This is a genomic window from Geobacter benzoatilyticus (genome assembly GCF_017338855.1).
Taxonomy (GTDB): domain Bacteria; phylum Desulfobacterota; class Desulfuromonadia; order Geobacterales; family Geobacteraceae; genus Geobacter; species Geobacter benzoatilyticus.
This window is the reverse complement of sequence record NZ_CP071382.1, coordinates 1,950,836-1,970,543: the sequence shown is the minus strand read 5'-3', so window position 1 is coordinate 1,970,543 and position 19,708 is coordinate 1,950,836. Positions and strand designations below refer to the sequence as shown.

Below are 19,708 nucleotides of genomic sequence, written 5' to 3'. Positions count from 1 at the left end.
AAAAAGGGCGGTGCCGGACATGGCATCGCCCTTTTCAGCATTCAGGACAACCATCTCATGCCGGGGAAAGCGTGAACGAGAAGGTTGCCCCCTGATTCGGCGCCGCATCGGCCCAGACCTCGCCGCCGTGGCGATGGATTATCCGGCGCACCGTGGCGAGACCGATGCCGGTCCCCTCGAACTCGTCGCTGCCGTGAAGCCGCCGGAAGGCGCTGAAAAGCTTATCAGCATAAGCCATATCGAAACCAGCACCATTATCCCGCACAAAATAAACCGCCTGCCCTTCGCGCATCTCCCTGCCGAACTCGATTATCCCCTCATCAACCTTGCCGGTGAATTTCCAGGCATTGCCCATAAGGTTCTCAAGCACTACCCGCAACAAGCGGGCGTCACCCGTGGCCCTGACCCCATCCTGGATGGTAACCGCCACTTTCCTCCGGGGCTCCGATTTAGAGAACTCCTCCGCAATTTCCCGGGCAATGCCGCTCATATCCACCTGTTCGAACGTCATGTAGTCGCGGGTATATCGCGCAAGCTTGAGCAGGGCGGCCACCAGTTCTTCCATCCTCCCCGTGGCGCGTACGACCCGCTCAAGATATCCCCGGGCCGTCTCGTCGAGGGTCTCGGCGTAGTCCTCCATGAGGATATTGGCAAACCCCTCGATGTGCCGCAATGGGGCACGCAGGTCATGGGAGACCGAATAGCTGAAGGATTCCAGCTCGCGGTTGGCCGCCTCAAGCTGGGCGGTCCGCTCCTTGACCCGTTGCTCAAGTTCGGCATGGAGCCGCCGGTTTTCCTCCTCCGCCCGCTTGAGGGCAGTGATATCCCTGTTGCTGGCACGGCGTCCCCGGCTGCGCCCCTCGCTGTCGTAAACGGTCTGGCAGACATGGGATATCCAGCGGGTCTCCCCCGTTTTGGTGATGATGCGCAACTCCATCGCGTGTCTTTCGTTGGCGGTCTGAGCTTCCTCGTTGTGCCGCGCCATTAATTCCATGTCGTCGGGATGAACTATTAAGCTGTTCAGCTGGGGGTTTGCGTAGAACTCTTCGGGGGCATAGCCGGTTATGTCCAGGCAGGCGGGAGACACGTAGAAGAGGCTGTTGTCGGGAGCCAGCCAGAAATCCCAGTCGGAGGAGTAGTCGGCAACGATCCGGTACCGCTCCTCGCTCTCACGCAACGCCTCCTCGGCACGTTTGCGCGCCGTTATGTCGGTGGCAATGTGGATGACCTTATCGACCTTTCCCCCTTCGTCAAACACAGGGGTGCATGACACAAGATAGACGCCGCCAAAGGCATCCGCTTCCATCTCGACCGTTTTCACGCAATTTGACCGGAGCATCTTTTCCATGGGGCACGAATGCTGAGGCTCGGTGCATCCGGAATTGTGAAAGATCTCATAGCACTTCCGGCCGACGATTTCCTCTTCGCTCACCCCTGAAGCCATCACAACGGCCCTGTTCGCGGCCACAACCACATGGTTGGCATCGAGGATTACCGTAGGATGGGCAATCCCCTGGAAAATGCCCTCCCACCGGCGCTGGGCGCGGGTCAACTCCTGATGCACAAGGCCGCATTCAACCTCCCGCAACTCATAATCCCGAATTCTGGCACGCAACGCCTCAACCTCGCGTTGCAGTTCAATAGTCATATCCGGCTCCCCAACCATTCCGCCTCCATCACGCAAAACCGTTACTGCTGCCGGATTACCGAAGAGCGTCGGCCCTGGCAAGACAAGTTCTGGCTTCCATCCATCTGGGAGGATACACAAATTTCCGACCAAAATGAAGGGCCATGCTTCACGGACATGGCCCTTCGCCACTAAAACCAAACTGCCGGCGCATCTTAGAACTTGTCCATAAACAAGCTTTGCGGTCCCGCATCCCGTATTCACGGCAGTTGTTTACGGACAAGTTCTTACCTTCCGACCAGGGCCTCCTGCATGGCCGCCCCCATTTTCGTGGGACTCGGGGCCACTACGACCCCGCATTCGTTCAGGGTACGGATCTTGTCCTCCGCCTTTCCCTTCCCGCCGGTGATGATGGCGCCGGCATGGCCCATCCGCTTGCCCGGAGGGGCGGTGACGCCGGCGATAAAGGCGGCCACCGGCTTCTTCATGTTCTCCCTGATCCACTCGGCGGCGTCCTCCTCGGCGCTGCCGCCGATCTCGCCGATCATGAAGACTGCGTCGGTGTCCGGGTCTTCATTGAAAAGTCTGAGGACATCGATGAACTGCATGCCGATGATGGGATCTCCCCCTATGCCGACGCAGGTGGACTGGCCTAGCCCCTCCTCGGTGATCTGCTTCACCGCCTCGTAGGTGAGGGTGCCGCTGCGGGAAACGACGCCGATCTTCCCCGGCTTGTGGATATAGCCGGGCATGATTCCCACCTTGCACTCGCCGGGGGTGATGACGCCGGGGCAGTTGGGCCCCACGAGCCGCGTTTTTGTCTGCTGGATCACCCGCTTCACCGGCACCATGTCGCGCACCGGAATCCCCTCGGTAATGCAGACCGCCAGGTCGATCCCCGCGTCGGCCGCCTCCAGGATGGCATCGGCAGCCCCCGGAGGCGGCACGAAGATCATGGAGACATTGGCGCCCGTGTACTTCACCGCCTCCTCCACGGTATTGAAGACCGGAATCCCCTCGATATGAATCCCCCCCTTGCCGGGGGTGACGCCGGCAACTATTTTGGAGCCATAGTCCCGGCACTGCTGGGTGTGGAAGAGGCCGCTGCGCCCCGTGATACCCTGGACGACTATCTTTGAATCCCTGTTGATGAGTATGGACATTTATGATCTCCGATTGTGATTGTAGGGGCAAACCTTGTGTTTGCCCTAAACACGGGCGATCACGAGGATCGCCCCTACGACGCCATTACCCCAGCATCTGGACGATACGGCCAGCACCCTCGCCGAGGGAGTCAGCGGTCTGGACGTTGAGCCCCGACTCCACCAGGAGCTGCTTCCCCTCCTCCACCTTGCTCCCGTCCATCCGGACCACGATGGGGAGCGTACAGTGCACCTCGCTTGCCGCCTCGATGATCCCCTGGGCGATGACGTCGCAACGCATGATGCCGCCGAAAATGTTGACGAAAACCCCCTTCACGTCCCCATCCTCCAGGATGATCCTGAAGGCCTCGGCCACCTTCTCGCGGGTGGCGCCCCCCCCCACGTCGAGAAAATTGGCCGGCTCGCCGCCGCACTCCTTGAGTACGTCCAGGGTCGCCATGGCAAGCCCGGCGCCGTTCACCATGCAGCCGATGTTGCCGGTGAGCTTGATGTAGGAGAGGTCATACTTGCCGGCGTTGATTTCCAGCGTATCCAGTTGCGAGTAGTCCATCATGTCGGGGTATTCCCGGTGCCGGAAGATGGCGTTGTCATCGAAGTTAATCTTGGCATCCATGGCCATGAGCCAGCCGGCCCGGGTCACCACCAGGGGGTTGATCTCCACCAGGGAGCAGTCCTTGTCGAGAAGGACTTTGTACAGATTCAGCATCAGCTCCACGCAATCCTCGCAGAGGCTCCCCGAAAGACCGAGAGCCAGGGCGATCTTGCGGGCCTGGTAGGGGCGCAAGCCCGTGTAGGGATCGATGGTGAGGACGTGGATCTTCTCGGGAGACTTCTGGGCCACCTCCTCGATGTCCACCCCCCCCTCGGCGGAGGCGATGAGGCAGTAGCGGGACGTTGACCGGTCCAGAGTGATGGAGAGATAAAACTCGCTGGCGATCTCCACCGCCTCCTCCACGAGGATGCGGCGGATCTTCAGCCCCTCGGGACCGGTCTGCGGTGTCACGAGGCGTTTGCCGAAGAGCTCCTTGCCGTAATCCTGGGCCTGCTCCGGGTGATGGACCAGCTTCACCCCGCCGGCCTTGCCCCGACCGCCGGCGTAGATCTGGGCCTTGATGACGCAGCGCCCCCCCATCTCCTTGGCGGCCCGCTCCACCTGGTCCGACGTGAGCGCCACCCGCCCCCGGGGAACCGGGATGCCGTAGGAGCTCAGTATTTCCTTTGCCTGGTACTCATGGATGTTCATGCCCCTCCTCCTCACCATTTTTATTATTAGCAGCGCAAATTTGAACAACGGAACGCCACAAACCCGGGCCGCGCAGTGCTCTCACCACATAGAGCGAGAAAAGACCGAGAAAAGAGGTTTACAGCGACCATTCAGCTTTTATAATACTACCAGACTCTTGAACAGGAGGAAGCGATGACCGGCACAAACGTTGAGCAGCTCATCGCCAGGGGAATCCGTGCCGCCAACAGCGGCAAGACGGCCCTTGCCCTCGAATTCTTCGAAGAGGCGGTGAAACTCCGCGACTCCCCCACCACCTGGTCCTATCTGGCATTCTGCCTCGCAAAGGAGCGCCGCGAGTTCGAGCGTGCCGTCCAACTCTGCCAGGCGTCAATCCGGAAAGACCCCCACAGCTCCGTCCACTACCTGAACCTGGGAAGAGTGCATCTGCTTTCGGGACACCGGAGCGAAGCCATCCACATATTCCGCCAGGGACTCCTCTACGAGCACAATCTCCAGATTGAAGCGGAACTGCGCAAAATCGGCATGCGCAAGCCGCCGATCATCAGCTTCCTCCGCCGGGATCACCCCATTAATAAATATCTCGGCATTTTTTTGAAAAAATTAAGACTCCGGTAAATTTAAATAAGAACGGGGGGGAATGTATGTTCAGATACCTGGAAGTGCGGAGCAAAGCCCAATCGGAGTTCATCGACATCACTCACCTGGTGCGGGAGCAGCTCCAGGGCTCCGGCATCACGAGCGGCGTCTGTCACCTCTTCGTGCTACACACCACTGCGGGCATCACCATCAACGAAGGCGCCGACCCCGCCGTCCAGCGGGACATGCTGACCTTTCTCGACCGCATGGTTCCCCGCGACCCCTATTTCGCCCACAAGGAAGGGAATTCCGACGCCCACATCAAATCGACCCTCACCGGCACTTCCCAGACGGTCTTCTTCAACGAGGGAAAGCTCATGCTCGGCACGTGGCAAGCCATTTACCTCTGCGAGTTCGACGGACCGCGCCAGCGCAGGATCGCCCTCAAGATTGTCTCCTGCTGACGCCGCCATGACCGGCACTGCTTCCGAGCGCCGCACCTTCACCTGCGAACCGGGCGTCGACATAAGCTACCGGGTGGCCGGCCACGGCCCGGTGCCGATCGTCTTCATCCACGGCTTCGCAGCGGCCCTCACCACCTGGGACGACATCGCCCCCCTCTTCCCGGCAGAGCGCTTCACCCTCTACCTCCTCGATCTGAAGGGGTTCGGCTTTTCCTCCAAACCCCGCGGCGGCTCCTACTCCGTGGAAGAACAAGCGGCAGTGGCAACCGCTTTCATTAAGGACCAGGGGCTTACGCAGGTCGTACTGGCAGGGCATTCCCTCGGGGGGGCCATCGCCCTTCTCGTCACCCTCCAGGCCAGGGACCGGGGGAATGCCGCCATGGTTTCGCGGCTCATCCTCATAGACTGCTCCGCCTACCCCCAGAAGCTGCCGCGGCTGATGAAATGGCTCACCATCCCGCTGCTCCCCCGCATCGGCATGGCCCTCATACCGGTGCGGCGCATTGTCCGCTACACCCTCGAGAGGGTCTTCCACGACAAGACCGCCATCACCCCGCAGCGGATCGCGCGGTACGAGCAATGCTTCGGTCGGCGGGGCATGGCGCGGGTTCTGATCCGGAGCGCCCTGGCCATCGCCCCGGACAGCTACGGGGCAATAACTTCACGCTACCGGGAAATAAACGTCCCGACCCTGATTGTCTGGGGGAAAGAGGATAGAATCGTGAAAATCAGTCAGGGAAAACGGCTTGCGGACGAAATGCCGGATGCCCGGCTCAAAGTGATCGGCGGGTGCGGCCACAACCCCCATGAGGAGCGGCCCGGAGAAACCTTCGGTGTGATTATGGAATTCCTGGGAAAGGGAGAATAGGGCCGACGAGGGGGAAACGGCTTCTTATCTGGCGTGAAGCTCGTCGATAAAGCTTCGATAGGCCTGCTCACCGGCAATGAACTTGGTGATCATGATCCCCATGCCGCTCTTTTTCATGAGATGAATCATCTGGGGGGGAACCTTCTTGGTCCAGCGGACCATCCCCTCCAGAAAGACCGAATCCTCGCCGGGAAGGGTCAGTTCAATCTGGATGCGCGTTCCCGGCGGGCAAAGGTTTGTGGTCTTTATGAAGAGGCCGTTGGCCGACACATCCTCGGTGTAGGCGAGGCGCGTGGGGGTAACCGTACCGAACCGGAGCGTCAGGCGCTTCCGGTGTCTTGTGATATCGCGTTTTTCAGCCATGGCCCGGTTCCTTTGCCGCAAGTTTAATGAACGGCCGCATACTAGCATACCCTGCACATCGAAATGCAAGGAAAACCAGTGTTACATTAGCCTTTTTCCTATTCGGCACCCGAAACCTCCCCCCTCACGTTCCCCGGAGGCGCACCATGCCACCCCTCTTCCACCCAACCACCGTAAACGGCCCCTTCGACGACCCCGGCGTCTACGTGGACTTCCTCTACGAGCGAAGGGCAATCCTCTTCGACCTGGGGGATACCACCCCCCTCCCCCCGCGCAAGATCCTCCGCATCTCGGACATCTTCGTTTCCCACACCCACGTGGACCACTTCATCGGCTTCGACCGGGTGCTGCGCATCTGCCTGGGGCGGGAGAAGCGGCTCCGCCTCTACGGCCCTCCCGGCTTCACGGACCAAGTGGCCCACCGGCTGGCCGGCTACACCTGGAACCTGGTGGAAAGCTATCCCACCGACTTCACGGTGGAGGCGACGGAACTGACGCCGGGCGGCGGGGCCAGGACGGTGGAGTTCCGCTGCCGCCGCCAGTTCGCGCCGGAGAACGAGCGCTGGGGCCGGATCGCCGGCGGCGTCATCCTCGACGAAGAGAGTTTCCGGGTGCGGGTCGCCTTCCTGGACCACGGCACCCCCTGCCTCGCCTTCGCTCTGGAGGAAAAACAGCATGTGAACATCCGCAAAAACCGCCTGGCGGAGATGGGGCTGCCCACGGGCGAATGGCTCAGGGAGTTGAAAAAGGCAATACTGCGGGGAGCGCGGGACGACCTTCCCTTCAGGGTCTGGTGGCGGGAAGGGGGCACCGTGCGGGAACGGACCTATCCCTTGGGGGAGCTGCGGGAACGCCTGGCGGGCATCGCGCCGGGCCAGCGGGTCGTCTACGTAACCGACGCCGGGCTCACCCCGGAAAACGGGGCGCGGATCAAGGAACTGGCCCGGGAGGCCGATTACCTCTTCATAGAAACGACCTTCCTCCACGCCGAAGAAGAGCGGGCAAGGCAGCGGAGCCACCTGACCGCCCGGCAGGCGGGAGAGCTTGCACGGGAAGCAGGGGCAGCAAGGGTGGTGCCGTTCCATTTTTCGCCCAAATACCGGGGGATGGAGGAGATGCTCCGGAAGGAACTGGAGGAGGCGCTTTTTTAATCTCGAATAACCCTTGACTCACCGATATACCGGTTATAATTATAAGGCAAATATCAGACATACCGGTGACACATTATGCAAACGACCAAGCTCTACGAAATCCTATCCTCCTACAATCGCTATTGGACCACTGGCAACATTGATGCCGGCATCGAGCGGGATATTCTCCCTGACTGCCTCAAGCAGCTTGATTCCAGGGAAATTATTGTCCTCAAAGGTGTTCGCCGGTGCGGCAAGTCAACCCTCATGGCTCAGGTGATTCGGGAACTGCTTGCCCGTAAGGTGCAGCCGACCTCGATCCTGCGGATCAACCTGGAAGAGCCGCTGTTCTCCTCGGAATACTCGGTGGAACTGCTGGAACAGATATATCGCACCTATCGGGAACGGGTGCAACCGGAAGGAAAGTGCTGGCTCTTCATGGATGAAGTGCAGAATGTACCAGGCTGGGAGAGTTGGGTACGGGGTCGCAGCGAAACCGAGGATATCAAGATATTCGTCACCGGATCATCGTCACAGATGCTGTCCCGCGAGATTGGCACCAAGCTGACCGGCAGACATGTGTCGTTTGAGGTCTACCCGCTTTCGTTTCAGGAATTTCTGCGGTTCAGTAATCTGGAAGTCGGAACTGAGCTTGACTATACAGCCCGGAAAGCAGTTGTCAGAAAATCGTTCAGTGATTACCTGAAATACGGCGGGTTTCCGGAAGTGGCCCTGAGGGAATCAACCGATGACAAAGAACTCCTGCTCAAGAACTATTTCGAGGATTTGCTGTACCGGGATATTGTTACCCGCTACGAGATCAGGGATGTGTCCAACCTTCGCAATCTGGCGGTATACCTGCTGACCAACGTCGCCAAACCGACCAGCATCACCAAGTTGAAGAACAACTTCAACATCTCCCAGGACAAGACTGAGAATTACGTATCGGCCATCATGGAAAGCTATCTGCTGTTTCAGTTGCAGATGTTCTCCTATTCCCTCAAGAGCACCATGCGGGCCGGGTTCAAACCGTATGCCATCGACACGGGACTGCGCAACCGGGTCGCCTTCGAGTTTTCCGAGGATATGGGCTGGCTGGTGGAAAACGCGATTTTCTGCCACCTGAAGCGGCATCATGAGGAAATCTACTATCACTCAAACGGCAGCGATACGGACTTTGTGGTCAAGGAGGGGATGAAGATCACCAAGCGGATTCAGGTCTGGTATGAAGATGTCTCCGTGACCAGCATACCGGAGCGGGAACTGGCCTGTTTCCATAAACCGCTGGAAGGGCATGAGGCGGCAGAATCAATACTTGTGACCAACGACTATGAAGATGTAATCGATACCGCCGGCCGCAGGGTTCAGTGCATTCCGGCGGCAAAATATCTGCTGAAAGGGAAATAAACCATGCTCCATATAATCAAGCTACTGCTCATATTCAGCATACTGGCATGCGCCGGTTGCACCGCAATCTGCCGTATAGACGGCCCTTATGAGGGCAAAGTGGTTGATGCGGAAACGAAGCAACCGCTGGAAGGCGTAGTAGTGCTTGGGGTCTGGCACAAAACTCAACCAAATTTTGCAGGTTCAACCTTCAAGATATATGACAGTATAGAGATGCTCACAGGGAAAAATGGTGAGTTTAAAATACCAGGGAAAGGTCTCATGTTACTATCAAACATTGATGAAATTGACTTAGTAATTTTCAAAGCTCAATATAACAAAATAGAAGGACGGTGGTCTGATTTTAAAACTAACATCGGTAGTAAGAACATACATTGGGATGGCGACAAGGCAATTTTTTATTTAAGTAAACTAAATTATAATGATAGAAAAAAAAGAAGTTTGGGCCTACCATTATTTTTAGACACAAAAAAAATGCGCAACTTAATATTTGAAATAAATAAAGATTTAAAAGAATTGGGATATGACCTGTACATTGAGGACTTAAATTAAAATATAATTTTTGCTTTTATATTATTTGTAATATTTTAATCAGAATTGTTTGCATGGGGCAACGAGTAAAATCATAAAGACACCAGCATTATTGACACAATAAGAAACTACAAACAATGGGGAGGCGCTGGTTTCACTTTGGTGAATGAAGATCAAAGTTTACCTGATAAACGGTGTAATTTTGACACTTTACCATAGGTCAGAGCAGCAAGGATTTCACAGGATGCAACCGTAAAGCAAAAATAAAGAGGGGTCATCTTCTGGAAGAGAAATCCACTCTGCACAATATAATAAAACTGCTGCTGACATGCAGCATCCTGGTATGCACCGGTTGCACCGCAATCTGCCGTATAGACGGCCCTTATGAGGGCAGGGTGATTCATGCGGAAACGAAGCAACCGTTGGAAGGCGTAGTGGCACTCGGTGTCTGGACAAAAATGGCGGGTTAAAATAGGGAGCAAAGGGCTTAAAAGACAAAAAAATCAGTTTTGTTGCATTCCCTGAAGGATCTTGTAAAATGCATTTTACAAATACTAAGGGGAAATGCATGGAAAATCTTTTCAGGGAGCAGCAAAGGCTCATTGAGGCGGTAAGCCGGACCAAACGGTATCTCTACGACCGTATTGACTGGAATGAGCGCTGTATCGGCATCCTTGGGGCACGGGGCACCGGCAAGACAACCCTGATGCTCCAGCATGTCAGAGAGCGTTACGCCGCAAGCGACAGAGCCCTCTACATCTCTGTCGACAGCCCGTTCTTTCAGGCCCACGACCTCTTTGAATTCGCTCGCGAGTTTCACCAGATGGGTGGAGAGTTGCTGCTTGTGGACGAGATCCACAAATACCCGGATTGGTCTGTGCATGTAAAGGCCATCTATGATTCGTTTCCTGCGCTGAGGGTTGTTTTTTCGGGTTCCAGTCTCCTGCAGATTACGAATCAGAAAGCCGACCTTTCGCGTCGTGCCGTCATTTTCAACCTGCACGGCCTCTCGCTGCGCGAATACATCAACTTCACCCTCGACAAAGAGTATCCGGCCTATTCCCTGGAAGAAATCCTTTCCAATCACCAGCAGATTGCCGGTACGGTCAGCAAAGACATCAAACCGCTACGCGAGTTCAGAAGTTATCTCCAGGGTGGCTATTACCCGTTTTTCCTCGAAGGGGGATCCTTTTACAAGCTCAAGGTTCGCGAGGTGATCAACCATATCCTGGAGGTGGATCTCCCCTTTGCGAACCGTATAGAACCACGGCAGGTATCCAAGATCAAAAAGCTTCTGTACCTGTTGTCAACGGGCGTACCGTTTGTGCCCAACATTGCCAAGCTGGCTGAAGCGACGGAGATATCCCGCCCCCGTCTTTACGAGTACCTGGAGAAGTTGCAGGATGCGCGGCTGTTGAATCTGGTGAGGTCACAGGGGAGAGGTTATGCCGTCCTGACGAAGCCGGAAAAGATTCTGCTGGAAAACAGCAACCTGATGTACGCCATTACCGATGACGTGAATACCGGGACATTGCGGGAACTGTTCTTTGTCAACCAGTTACGAAATGCCGGCACTATCCACCCGCAGCTGATCGAAAGCACCGTTGAGTTGTCAGGTCAAGGCGACTTTGTCGTTAAAGGGGGGTACACGTTCGAGATCGGCGGCAAGGGAAAGGGTTTCCGGCAGATTGGCGGCATCGCTGATGGTTTCGTGGTGGCGGATGATATTGAGGTGGGCTTCAAGAACAAGCTGCCGTTATGGCTGTTCGGCTTCATGTACTGAAAAGGGCTCTGCCGTGCCTGAACGGTTTTTCCGTTTTCACCTCAATGGTTAACTGCTTTTTTCGGGTTAAGCGACAAACCGGACCCGCGGGATGAGGGAAGGATCAACCTCCCCCATCCGCTCGGGTCCCATTTTTTCCAATGCCCGGTGGAACCGGGCGGCATCGTGAAGCAGCGCTGCCACGTCCACCCCCTGGCAGACCGGCTCCACGCGGGCCAGTAGTTCCCCGGCAGAGCCCAGCAGGAACATGGCGCCCCGGAAGTTGCCCTCCCGCCAGTGGTGGAGCGCCACCGCCACCTGGAGAATCCCCTGGTAGAGGTGGCGTGCGTCCCCCTGCTCCCCGGCCCAGAGATCCTCAAGGGTCTCGTGGGCCTCAAACCAGTCACCGGCGTTGAACCGGTCTATCCCCTGGCAGAGCTCGGCGGGGGGTGGGTCGTTGCAGAGCCGCGGCATGGCGTTCCCGCCTATTTACCGCAGCACTTTTTGTACTTCTGGCCGCTGCCGCAGGTGCAGGGGTCGTTTCGCCCCACCTTGGCGCTGGCGACCGGGGCGGATTTCACCCCCACGCCGTCGGTGAAGTACCAGGCGCCATCCCGTTTTTTGAAATCGGCCAGTTCGTGATGGGTCCGCCGCACGGCGCTGTCGCGGTAACGGGCGATGAACTCCACCTTCCCCTCTTCATCGTCGGGGCCTCCGGCCAGGGTCGAGATGATCTCCAGCCCCTCCCAGCGGGAGCTCTCCGCCCACTCGCGGGTCCCCTTCTCGTCGAAATCCCCCCGGTGCTCCGGGTGGGTAGTATCGCGGATATAATCGACATCCACCTTGGTATAGGCGGAGTAGCGGGAACGCATGAGCTCTTCGGCGGTGAGGGGAGTGCTCTTTCGCGTAATGAACGGCTCGCAGCAGTCGGCGTAGGGGCGGCCGGTGCCGCAGGGACAAAGGTCTGACATGGGATGCTCCTTGAAACGGTGGAATCGGTGGTCCGGTCCGGACCGGGTTATTGATACCGTCCCGCGCCCTTCGTGTCAACCTTAAGCTTTCCCCGCTCCCGGCTTCTAGCGAAACGCCACCAGAAAGAGGGCATCGAGAAAGGGACGCGCCCGCTCCAGCTCCTGCGGGTTAAGAGATGCGACGGCAACAGGACTGATAAAGCGGCGCAGGAACCTTTTTTCGGCAAAGCCGAGGCGGGGATTCCGGCGGCCGAGCCGGGGCACAACCACTACCGGTGCCAGGCGAAGGCATCCCACCGCCTGGCGGAGCGCCGGATTGAGCATGAGCCTCGCATCGGACGCGGGACCGCATCCGCCGATGGGCTGGCGCCCGAGATAGAGGATGAAGTTGGGGGTTTCTTCCCCTCCCCCTTCGAGGCGCCGCAGCCGCGACACCTCCTCCGTCACCGGGGGGAGGGCTCCGTCGTGGGCGAACATGAGGGGGGTGAGCCCCGTATCCCCCACCAGGGCCATGAACTCGTCAATGCGGTAAGTGCGGGTCCGTGGATGGAGGAAGGCATCGGCAATGCCGGCATCGAAGGCGGCCTCGCTTGAAGCATCCACGTACCGGCGGAAACGGGAACCTTCCGGCGCCCGCCGGATGAGCCCCTTGATCGCCGCCACATCCCCTATCTTCAGAAGCCTCAGGGCGGTACGGATCGACTCGGCCCCCCTCCGCGCCCCCCGGCTGTAAACCATGAGCCGCAGGATTCCACCCGGGGCCAGCCGCCGCTCAAGGGCCCGGACTCCTTCCAGGGGGTCCGCCAGATGATGGATGACTCCGAAGGAATCGATGAAACCGTATTCCCCCTGGGCCGCCACAGGGTCCAGAATGTCTCCCCGCTGGAAATCGATGCCGAACCGGCCGTGGAGAAAACAGTGGAGCCGCGCCCGCCGCAGGTTGGCGGCCGAGAGATCCAAGGCCGTTATGGATACGCCGGGGTTGGCAAGTGACGTTGGATACGGGGAAAAGCTCCCGCACCCGGCCAGGAGGATGCGACGGGCATGGCTGCCGGGAAGCGCGCCGTTGAAGCGGGCGTAGAGGGCGTCCAGGTTCAGGGCGTAGGTGTCCCAGGGGGGGATCGACGCGGCAAGGGGGTAGCGGGGGTAGACCCACCGCTCGTAGTGGCGGCGCAGTTCCTCGTTCATGCCGCTCATCCCCTGCGCGCCCGGTATTTTTTCACCAGCTCCACCGGATGGTACGAGAGCTTCGCTGCACGGAGCCCCGGCTCCCCCAGGTCCTGTTCGCGGTTTATGTAGGTGCAGTCGGTGAAGAGGAGCCGGTTGAACTCCCGGTCAACCAACTGGGACACCCCCTCCATAAAGGGATCGCTCTTTTCGAAATGGCAGACTGCGGTGTCGAGGCTCAGCCGCTCCCCAAGGGCGAATGCGGCGACCCGCCCTTCCACCAGTACCACTACCCCTTCAAGGCCAAGGCGGTCCGAGAGCATGAGGGCCTCGGCTGCCGCCTTCGTTTCCAGATCAAGGGATGGGCTGTCAATGCCATCCCGGACCCGGCGCCACTCGTCGAGGAGCGCCAGGCATCCCTCCCGATGGCGCGCACCGTACACTTCTACGTTGAAGGAATGTCTTGCGGAGAAATAATTGATACGGTTTTTCTTCTTGTGAAACCGGTTTCCGGGAAGTTCCGCCATCTCCTGCCGGAGGTGGAGATAGTCGAAGGCGTCCCGGTCCTCCTCCACAATCATCCCCTCGCCGGTCAGATACCGGGCCACAAATGACCCGTCGGCCCCGTAGAGGGTCATCCCGCCGTCAAGGAGCATCAGGAGGGCACCGGCCACATCGCCCCCCAGGGGAGGGAGAAAATACTCTACGCCGCCATATCCCCGGCCAAGCACCACGGGGGAATCTCCCACAAGGGTGAGCCGGTAGGCGTGGGCTTCCCGGAAAAGATAGAGGTTGGCAAAGGTAAGCTCCGAAACCCGCGGCTGAAGATCGACAAATAGAGCATCGAGCCTGGGCTTGTCGCCAAAAGCCAGGGGGCGCGATGCCGGAAAGCGGGGTATGTCGGTCATGGTGTCCATGGGGAGAAAGTATAACAGATGCCGTGGAAAGAACGGCGGACAATTTCCCTCAAGCATAAACGCCCCTCCGGTAAAGGCCGGAGGGGCGTTGTGGGCAAAGGACAACCGTAATGCTACATTACTGGTTGTTCCATGCCGCCATAAAGGCGTCAAAGGCGGTCTTGTTGAAGTTCATTCCTTCCTCTATTTGGGGAACATTGGCGTACTCCACATGTCCCTGCTGGATGCCGCCGTTCATGACAAAAAATATCAGCTCTTCGTTCATGTCAATATCCATGAACTCCCTCTTGTAACCTGCCGGCACCGTGACGGTCAGGATGGGTTGGCCATGGACGAGGCTCAGTTTCCAGACACCCTTAAGGGGAAGGAGAACTGGGGTGTATGAGAACGGAGCCGTGTAGAACTCCACCACTCCGGCATCCTGGGCGGTTTGGGCACCAAACCGGAAGCCGAAATCCTCACCTACCACGACACTGAAGTTACCTCCCGCTGTGTGGGCGGCCATGAAGTCATTCAGGTTCGCAAAGCTCGGGAAGCGTGAACTGTCGTCCATAAAGCTATATACATCCTGGAGCGGCGTGAAGGTCATCTTGTAGAAGATGGACCCTGCCGGATAGACGGCACCGGAATTGCTCACCCCGTCACCGGAGGGAAGCATGATCGGCTTGCCCGCCATATTCATGGCGCTGACGACGATCCTCTCCTTGAGCTGGCTTTGGGTCCGGGTCCAGACGGCACTGCCGTCGGCGGCGAACGAAACGGTTCCTGCTGTGACAGAGTCGCTTTCCTCAACCCAGGCGCCGGAAATCAAAACGAACTCGCTGTCGGTGGAATCGCCCGGACCCCAGACGCCCCCGTTCAGGCGGAAGAACTGCTCGGAAAGTGGGAAACCAGATCCGCTCGCGGCCCCAAGCTTGACGACGCCGTATTCATAGGTCAAACCGTACATATCATCCATTTCATCAAACCAGTAGAAACCGTCGCCGGAAAGAGCATCCTTGAAGGAACTGGAAACGGCAGGGGCCTTTTGCTCCTGTTCGGCGATAACCTCGGCGATAGCGCTCTGGTCGATGACGACCTGGCTGGAGAGGCTCATCATGATATTTTCAATGTTGACGCCTCCGGTAACGGGGTTTACGCCGATCTCTATCGCCTCGGACACCTGCCCCACGATGAGGGGCAAGTTATCGGTAACCTGCGCGAGCGCCACCTTGAGGGCAATATTGGTATCGGCCGAATTGCCGACCACCGCCAGGTTTTCCCTGACAACAGCCGCCACCACCTTGGCTATTTCATGGGCCTTGGCGTAGTTGGCCTGATCCTCGGCGGAGTTGCCGGAAGCCTCCTTCTCGGCAACGTAATCCTTGAAGAGGTCAATCGTGGTGCCGGTCATCCCCATTTGGGACTTGACCGCATCCTCGGCAGCGCTTACGCCAAGGGCCGGATTCTCCTCAAGCTGATTGTGGACGAGGGTGGTTAAAGGACTCACGAACTCAGGCAAGCCCGGAGGGGCCGACATGAGGTATTCGCTGCCGACCTGTGTATTGGTATCTTCATCAACTGCATTGGCAGGAACCCGAACCACGACCGGGTGTGCCGCCACATCTGCGCCTGTTACCCCCTCAAGGGTGTAGAGGCCATGCTCACCCGTGGTAGCCTTGGGCTCACCTTCATCCCAGACCTTATTGTCATTTAAATCCAGAAAAACCTCGGCTCCCACCAGATAGCCGTCGGCAACGACCCCGCTGACGCTGGAACCGGTTACGGAACTCCCACCACCGCCACCGCCGCCGCACCCGGCGGCCACCAGCATAGATCCCGCTACACACCCCATTACAAACAGTTTCAGAACCTTCTTCCCCATCCAGTGTCTCCTTTCGCGCCGAGCCCACCCCCCTTGACAAACATCAAGAGAGGCTCCGTAGGTAATACTCTTCTTATCGTCAGGAGAGACAGGAAGCTTGAGGGAAAACTGTTCATTAAAATAGCCGCTTCCCCAATAAAGGGAGCGGCTATTTTAATGGCAGCTGAATGGATTTTTTCGTCAGAGCAACAACACCAGCACCACACCCCCGGCAATTACCGAGAGGTTGCAGGCGGCGGAAATGCCGTGGAGCTTGGAGAACTCACGGCGCATGGGATGATCCTTGGGGGTGGTTTCGAAGGAGGGAATCTGCTGCTTTATTATGGCGGCCTTCGGTTCGACATGAAAGGCCTGGAAGGCGGTAACGGCCAGCATTACGACGAGAAGGGCGGCTGCCGGAATCCAGTGCTTGCCCCGCACGATGAGGAGCGCCACGAGTGCGACAGCCCCGCAGGCAAGCCCCCAGCGGAAGTAGCCTGGAAAGAGATAGCCGACGATGCGGCCCGCCACGTCGCGGGTTTCGGTTTTGAAGATGGTGGGGGTGAGCACAAAGGTGAAGAGGGCGGCGCCCCCCACCCAAAGGGCGATGGCCAGACGACAGAGTGCGGAAACAAATGACACGGCAATCCTCCTTGATGATTATTGGCTATGGTTTTTCCCGGTCCCCGATGGCAAAGCGATCAATAATCCACCGGGCTATACTCCGCCGGGGAGGTATCGATTCAGGCATGGCGGCGGGGCTGAACCAGCGGGCATCCTCCAGTTCCGTGGTATCGATGCGAATCTCCCCCCCGGCGTACTCGGCCACGAAGCCCGCCATGAGCTGGCTGGGAAAGGGCCAGCACTGGCTCCCCACGTAGCGGATGCCGCTGATCTCCACGCCGGTTTCTTCGCGCACCTCGCGGCGGGCGCATTCCTCCAGGGATTCGCCGAAGTCGAGGAAGCCCGCCACCAGCCCATACCGCCCCGGCGCCCATTCGGGTTTGCGGGTGAGCAGAAACTCGTCGCCACGTTTAACGAGGATGATGGCGCAGGGATGGATATGGGGAAAATGCTCGACGCCGCACGGCGCGCACCGTTTTCCCCAAGTGCCCGGCACCCGCTCCATCGAGGTTCCGCACCGGGAGCAGAAGCGGCTGCTGCGCTCCCAGTGGAGAATCTGCTGGGCCATCCCCCCCAGGGTGAGAGTGGCGTCGTCGAGGCGCTCGACCGTTGCGTTAAAGGGTTCAGCCATGAACGGAAACGGCAGGATATCGCGGCCGGATATGCGGGCAACCCGCAGGGGGCGGCCGTGCCAAAGGCCGATGGGAATGGAGGGGATGTCAGCGGGGAGCCACTGGGGACGATCCCCTTCGGGAAGAGAGAGACACCCTTCGCGATTCTGCACCACAAGGGCGTTTCCCTGGATAACGGCCCATGTGCCAGGACCGCCGTCATCAGCGCTGCCGGGGGGTACAGCCGTGAAGCCGTCGGCAACAGCGGACGCGTTGAAGGGAAGATTTACGGTATCGGGATAAGGCATGGAAAGACCTCCGGTGAACTCGCTCAAGGATACCCGCCTAAACACATTGACGCAACAATCCATAGACGGCACACCTAACGTTTCATTTAATAAGGGAAAAACCTGTTGCCGCAAACACTCCTAAATGTATACTTGACGAAACATTACCATCCGTTCATGCTTTCCGGCACCATTTCAACAGGACAACGGAATCGAACCATGACCGAGGAGACAACCGTCCCGTGGCCCAGTGCCGCCGCTGCTGCTGCAATACTCGGCGGCCTATGGATCACAAGCCATAACAACTTTTTGCTGTTCCACACCCTCGCAGAGATGTTCTCCGTGCTGGTATCGGCGGGAATCTTCGTCATCGCCTGGAACGCCCGCCACTTGCCGGCCAGCCGCTTTTTCCTCTTCATCGGCATCGCCCATCTCTGCGTGGCCGGCTTGGATCTTCTCCACACGCTGGCCTACAAGGGGATGGGGGTCTTTGCCGACAGTGCCGACATCGCGACCCAGCTATGGATCGCGGCCCGCTACCTGCAGAGCATCTCATTTCTTGTGGCCCCAATCTTCATCAGCCGCCGGTTATCGGCCACTGCAACCCTGGCAGTATACATAGTCATCACGGCAGCCCTGATTGCCTCAATCTTCGGCGGTGTTTTCCCTTCCTGCTACAGGGAAGGCACCGGCCTCACCCCCTTCAAGATTGCCAGCGAGTACCTTATTGCCCTCACCTTCGTTGCAGCGTTTGTCGTCTTGAGATTCAAGCGGGAGGCCTTCGGCCAGCGCTTCGTAAACCTTCTTTCGGCAGCCCTTGTGCTTATGGTAATGGCCGAACTGGCATTCACCTTCTACGTTGATGTCTACGACATCAGCAATCTGGCAGGACACTTGTTCAAGGTAATGGCGGTATTCCTGGTCTACAAGGGAACGGTGGAAATCAACCTGAAGCGGCCATACGACCTGCTGTTCCATGAGGTGAAGCGTAGCGAGGAGAAATTCGCCAAGGCTTTCAATACCGCACCAACTATCATGATCATAACAACCTTAACAGATGGGCGTTATATTGAGGTAAACGAGGCCTTCGAGACAACGCTGGGATGGAAGCGCCGGGAAGTGCTAGGCAAGACCTCGCTTGAAATGGGCATCTGGCCTGATCTCAACCAGAGGGATGAAGTAGTGAGGGCCATCGAGTCCGGAGAGCAGGTCATCAACCGTGAAATAACCTTACACGGAAAACGGGGAGAAATCGTTGAAGGTCTCTATTCGGCTGTAGGCATTGAGCTGAACGGCGAGAAATGTCTCCTCAGTCTCGTGCGGGACATGACTGCGCGAAGGCGTGCCGAACGGGAAGTGGAACTCCTCAACTCAGAACTGACGATACGTGCCCGCCAACTGGAGGAAACCAACTGCGAACTTGAAGCGACGGTCGAACAACTGGAATCCGTCAACATGGAACTGGAAACCGCGAACAAAGAGCTTGAGGCCTTCAGTTACACTGTGTCCCACGATCTGCGGAACCCACTCTCAAACATAAACGGGCTTGCACAAGTCATCCAGGAATTGTTCGGAAAGAAACTTGAGCCCCAGTGCCTGGAGTTTATCGGCAAGATTCACCGGGAAACCCTGCGCATGAACCGGCTTATTGATACACTGATCAGGTTCGCCCGCATCTCCCGCTGCGAACTCGTCCCCGAGACGGTGGACTTGAGTGCCCTTGCCATGGAAATAGCGGCAGATTTTCAGCTTGCCGAGCCTCATCGGCAGGCAATTTTCAGCATAGGCAAAGATCTGACCGTTCACGGCGATCCCCGGCTCTTGAGGCTCATGCTCGACAATCTCCTTGGAAACGCTTGGAAATACACCGGTACACGAAACAAAGCCCATATCGAATTCGGAACGATAGAGCAGGGGGGGAGCAACGTGTTTTTCGTGCGCGACAACGGCATCGGCTTTAATATGGCCCATGCCGACCGGCTGTTCCTCCCCTTCGAACGCTTGGAATCCAACAACTCGTTCAGGGGCGAGGGGATCGGCCTCGCAACAGTGTTCCGGATTGTCCAGCGCCATGGCGGGCGTGTATGGGCCGAAGGAGAAGAAGGGAAAGGGGCCACCTTCTACTTCAGCCTGTAACCGTGCATCCTCATT

19 protein-coding genes are annotated in these 19,708 nt (G+C 58.0%); 8 read left to right on the top strand and 11 right to left on the bottom strand.

Translation table 11 applies throughout. The features are described 5' to 3' along the window. Positions 1-55: 55 nt before the first annotated feature. The 3 genes from JZM60_RS09285 to sucC form a co-directional block, all read right to left on the bottom strand. On the bottom strand, positions 56-1,648 hold the full coding sequence (locus tag JZM60_RS09285; protein WP_241426202.1) for a PAS domain S-box protein: 1,593 nt from the start codon (positions 1,646-1,648) through the stop codon (positions 56-58). A gap of 266 nt (positions 1,649-1,914) precedes the next feature. Then, the gene (gene sucD / locus JZM60_RS09280; protein ID WP_207162008.1) at positions 1,915-2,790 is read right to left on the bottom strand and encodes a succinate--CoA ligase subunit alpha; all 876 of its coding nucleotides are present in this window, start codon (positions 2,788-2,790) and stop codon (positions 1,915-1,917) included. An 85-nt stretch (positions 2,791-2,875) separates the two neighbouring features. After that, a complete protein-coding gene (gene sucC, locus JZM60_RS09275; protein ID WP_207162007.1) occupies positions 2,876-4,033 on the bottom strand; it encodes an ADP-forming succinate--CoA ligase subunit beta in 1,158 nt (385 codons plus the stop codon). A gap of 174 nt (positions 4,034-4,207) precedes the next feature. Here sucC and JZM60_RS09270 point away from each other — a divergent pair, with 174 nt between their 5' ends. Genes JZM60_RS09270 through JZM60_RS09260 form a run of 3 tightly spaced genes read left to right on the top strand, consistent with a single transcriptional unit; the run spans position 4,208 to position 5,944 of the window. Further along, entirely contained in the window at positions 4,208-4,651 is a 444-nt protein-coding gene (locus tag JZM60_RS09270; RefSeq protein WP_207162005.1) for a tetratricopeptide repeat protein, read from the top strand. Between the two features lie 26 nt (positions 4,652-4,677). Then, positions 4,678-5,076, top strand: coding sequence for a secondary thiamine-phosphate synthase enzyme YjbQ (locus tag JZM60_RS09265; protein WP_207162003.1), 399 nt, complete (start codon positions 4,678-4,680; stop codon positions 5,074-5,076). After that, complete coding sequence (locus tag JZM60_RS09260; RefSeq protein WP_241426201.1) at positions 5,063-5,944, top strand: alpha/beta hydrolase; 882 nt, start codon at positions 5,063-5,065, stop codon at positions 5,942-5,944. Before JZM60_RS09265 ends, JZM60_RS09260 begins: the two co-directional genes overlap by 14 nt. Before the next feature lie 24 nt (positions 5,945-5,968). Here JZM60_RS09260 and JZM60_RS09255 read toward each other — a convergent pair whose 3' ends face one another. Beyond that, positions 5,969-6,307: a PilZ domain-containing protein gene (locus JZM60_RS09255; protein WP_207162002.1), complete on the bottom strand. Its 339-nt coding sequence runs from the start codon at positions 6,305-6,307 to the stop codon at positions 5,969-5,971. A 146-nt stretch (positions 6,308-6,453) separates the two neighbouring features. Here JZM60_RS09255 and JZM60_RS09250 point away from each other — a divergent pair, with 146 nt between their 5' ends. The 4 genes from JZM60_RS09250 to JZM60_RS09235 all read left to right on the top strand — a co-directional run bounded on the left by JZM60_RS09250 (position 6,454) and on the right by JZM60_RS09235 (position 11,158). Then, a complete protein-coding gene (locus JZM60_RS09250) occupies positions 6,454-7,458 on the top strand; it encodes a ribonuclease Z (RefSeq protein ID WP_207162001.1) in 1,005 nt (334 codons plus the stop codon). Positions 7,459-7,533: 75 nt separating this feature from the next. After that, entirely contained in the window at positions 7,534-8,844 is a 1,311-nt protein-coding gene (locus tag JZM60_RS09245; RefSeq protein ID WP_207162000.1) for an ATP-binding protein, read from the top strand. Positions 8,845-8,847: 3 nt separating this feature from the next. After that, the gene (locus tag JZM60_RS09240; protein WP_207161999.1) at positions 8,848-9,396 is read left to right on the top strand and encodes a hypothetical protein; all 549 of its coding nucleotides are present in this window, start codon (positions 8,848-8,850) and stop codon (positions 9,394-9,396) included. Positions 9,397-9,943: 547 nt separating this feature from the next. Continuing rightward, a complete protein-coding gene (locus JZM60_RS09235) occupies positions 9,944-11,158 on the top strand; it encodes an ATP-binding protein (RefSeq protein ID WP_207161998.1) in 1,215 nt (404 codons plus the stop codon). Between the two features lie 66 nt (positions 11,159-11,224). On the opposite strand, the gene JZM60_RS09230 is transcribed toward JZM60_RS09235, so the two are convergent. The 7 genes from JZM60_RS09230 to nudC form a co-directional block, all read right to left on the bottom strand. Next, complete coding sequence (locus tag JZM60_RS09230; RefSeq protein ID WP_207161997.1) at positions 11,225-11,611, bottom strand: DUF309 domain-containing protein; 387 nt, start codon at positions 11,609-11,611, stop codon at positions 11,225-11,227. 11 nt (positions 11,612-11,622) lie between these two features. Beyond that, positions 11,623-12,108: a YchJ family protein gene (locus tag JZM60_RS09225; RefSeq protein ID WP_207161995.1), complete on the bottom strand. Its 486-nt coding sequence runs from the start codon at positions 12,106-12,108 to the stop codon at positions 11,623-11,625. A gap of 105 nt (positions 12,109-12,213) precedes the next feature. Next, positions 12,214-13,296: a class I SAM-dependent methyltransferase gene (locus tag JZM60_RS09220; protein WP_207161993.1), complete on the bottom strand. Its 1,083-nt coding sequence runs from the start codon at positions 13,294-13,296 to the stop codon at positions 12,214-12,216. Positions 13,297-13,301: 5 nt separating this feature from the next. Beyond that, positions 13,302-14,183, bottom strand: coding sequence for a DUF2156 domain-containing protein (locus tag JZM60_RS09215; protein WP_241426200.1), 882 nt, complete (start codon positions 14,181-14,183; stop codon positions 13,302-13,304). Between the two features lie 127 nt (positions 14,184-14,310). Then, the gene (locus JZM60_RS09210) at positions 14,311-16,056 is read right to left on the bottom strand and encodes a hypothetical protein (protein ID WP_207161991.1); all 1,746 of its coding nucleotides are present in this window, start codon (positions 16,054-16,056) and stop codon (positions 14,311-14,313) included. 180 nt (positions 16,057-16,236) lie between these two features. Beyond that, entirely contained in the window at positions 16,237-16,677 is a 441-nt protein-coding gene (locus tag JZM60_RS09205; protein ID WP_207161989.1) for a DUF4149 domain-containing protein, read from the bottom strand. Between the two features lie 25 nt (positions 16,678-16,702). After that, complete coding sequence (gene nudC, locus JZM60_RS09200; protein ID WP_207161988.1) at positions 16,703-17,578, bottom strand: NAD(+) diphosphatase; 876 nt, start codon at positions 17,576-17,578, stop codon at positions 16,703-16,705. A 132-nt stretch (positions 17,579-17,710) separates the two neighbouring features. Here nudC and JZM60_RS09195 point away from each other — a divergent pair, with 132 nt between their 5' ends. Beyond that, positions 17,711-19,693 (top strand): MASE3 domain-containing protein, encoded by a 1,983-nt coding sequence (locus JZM60_RS09195; protein ID WP_241426199.1) that lies wholly within the window; start codon positions 17,711-17,713, stop codon positions 19,691-19,693. Positions 19,694-19,708: the final 15 nt, after the last annotated feature.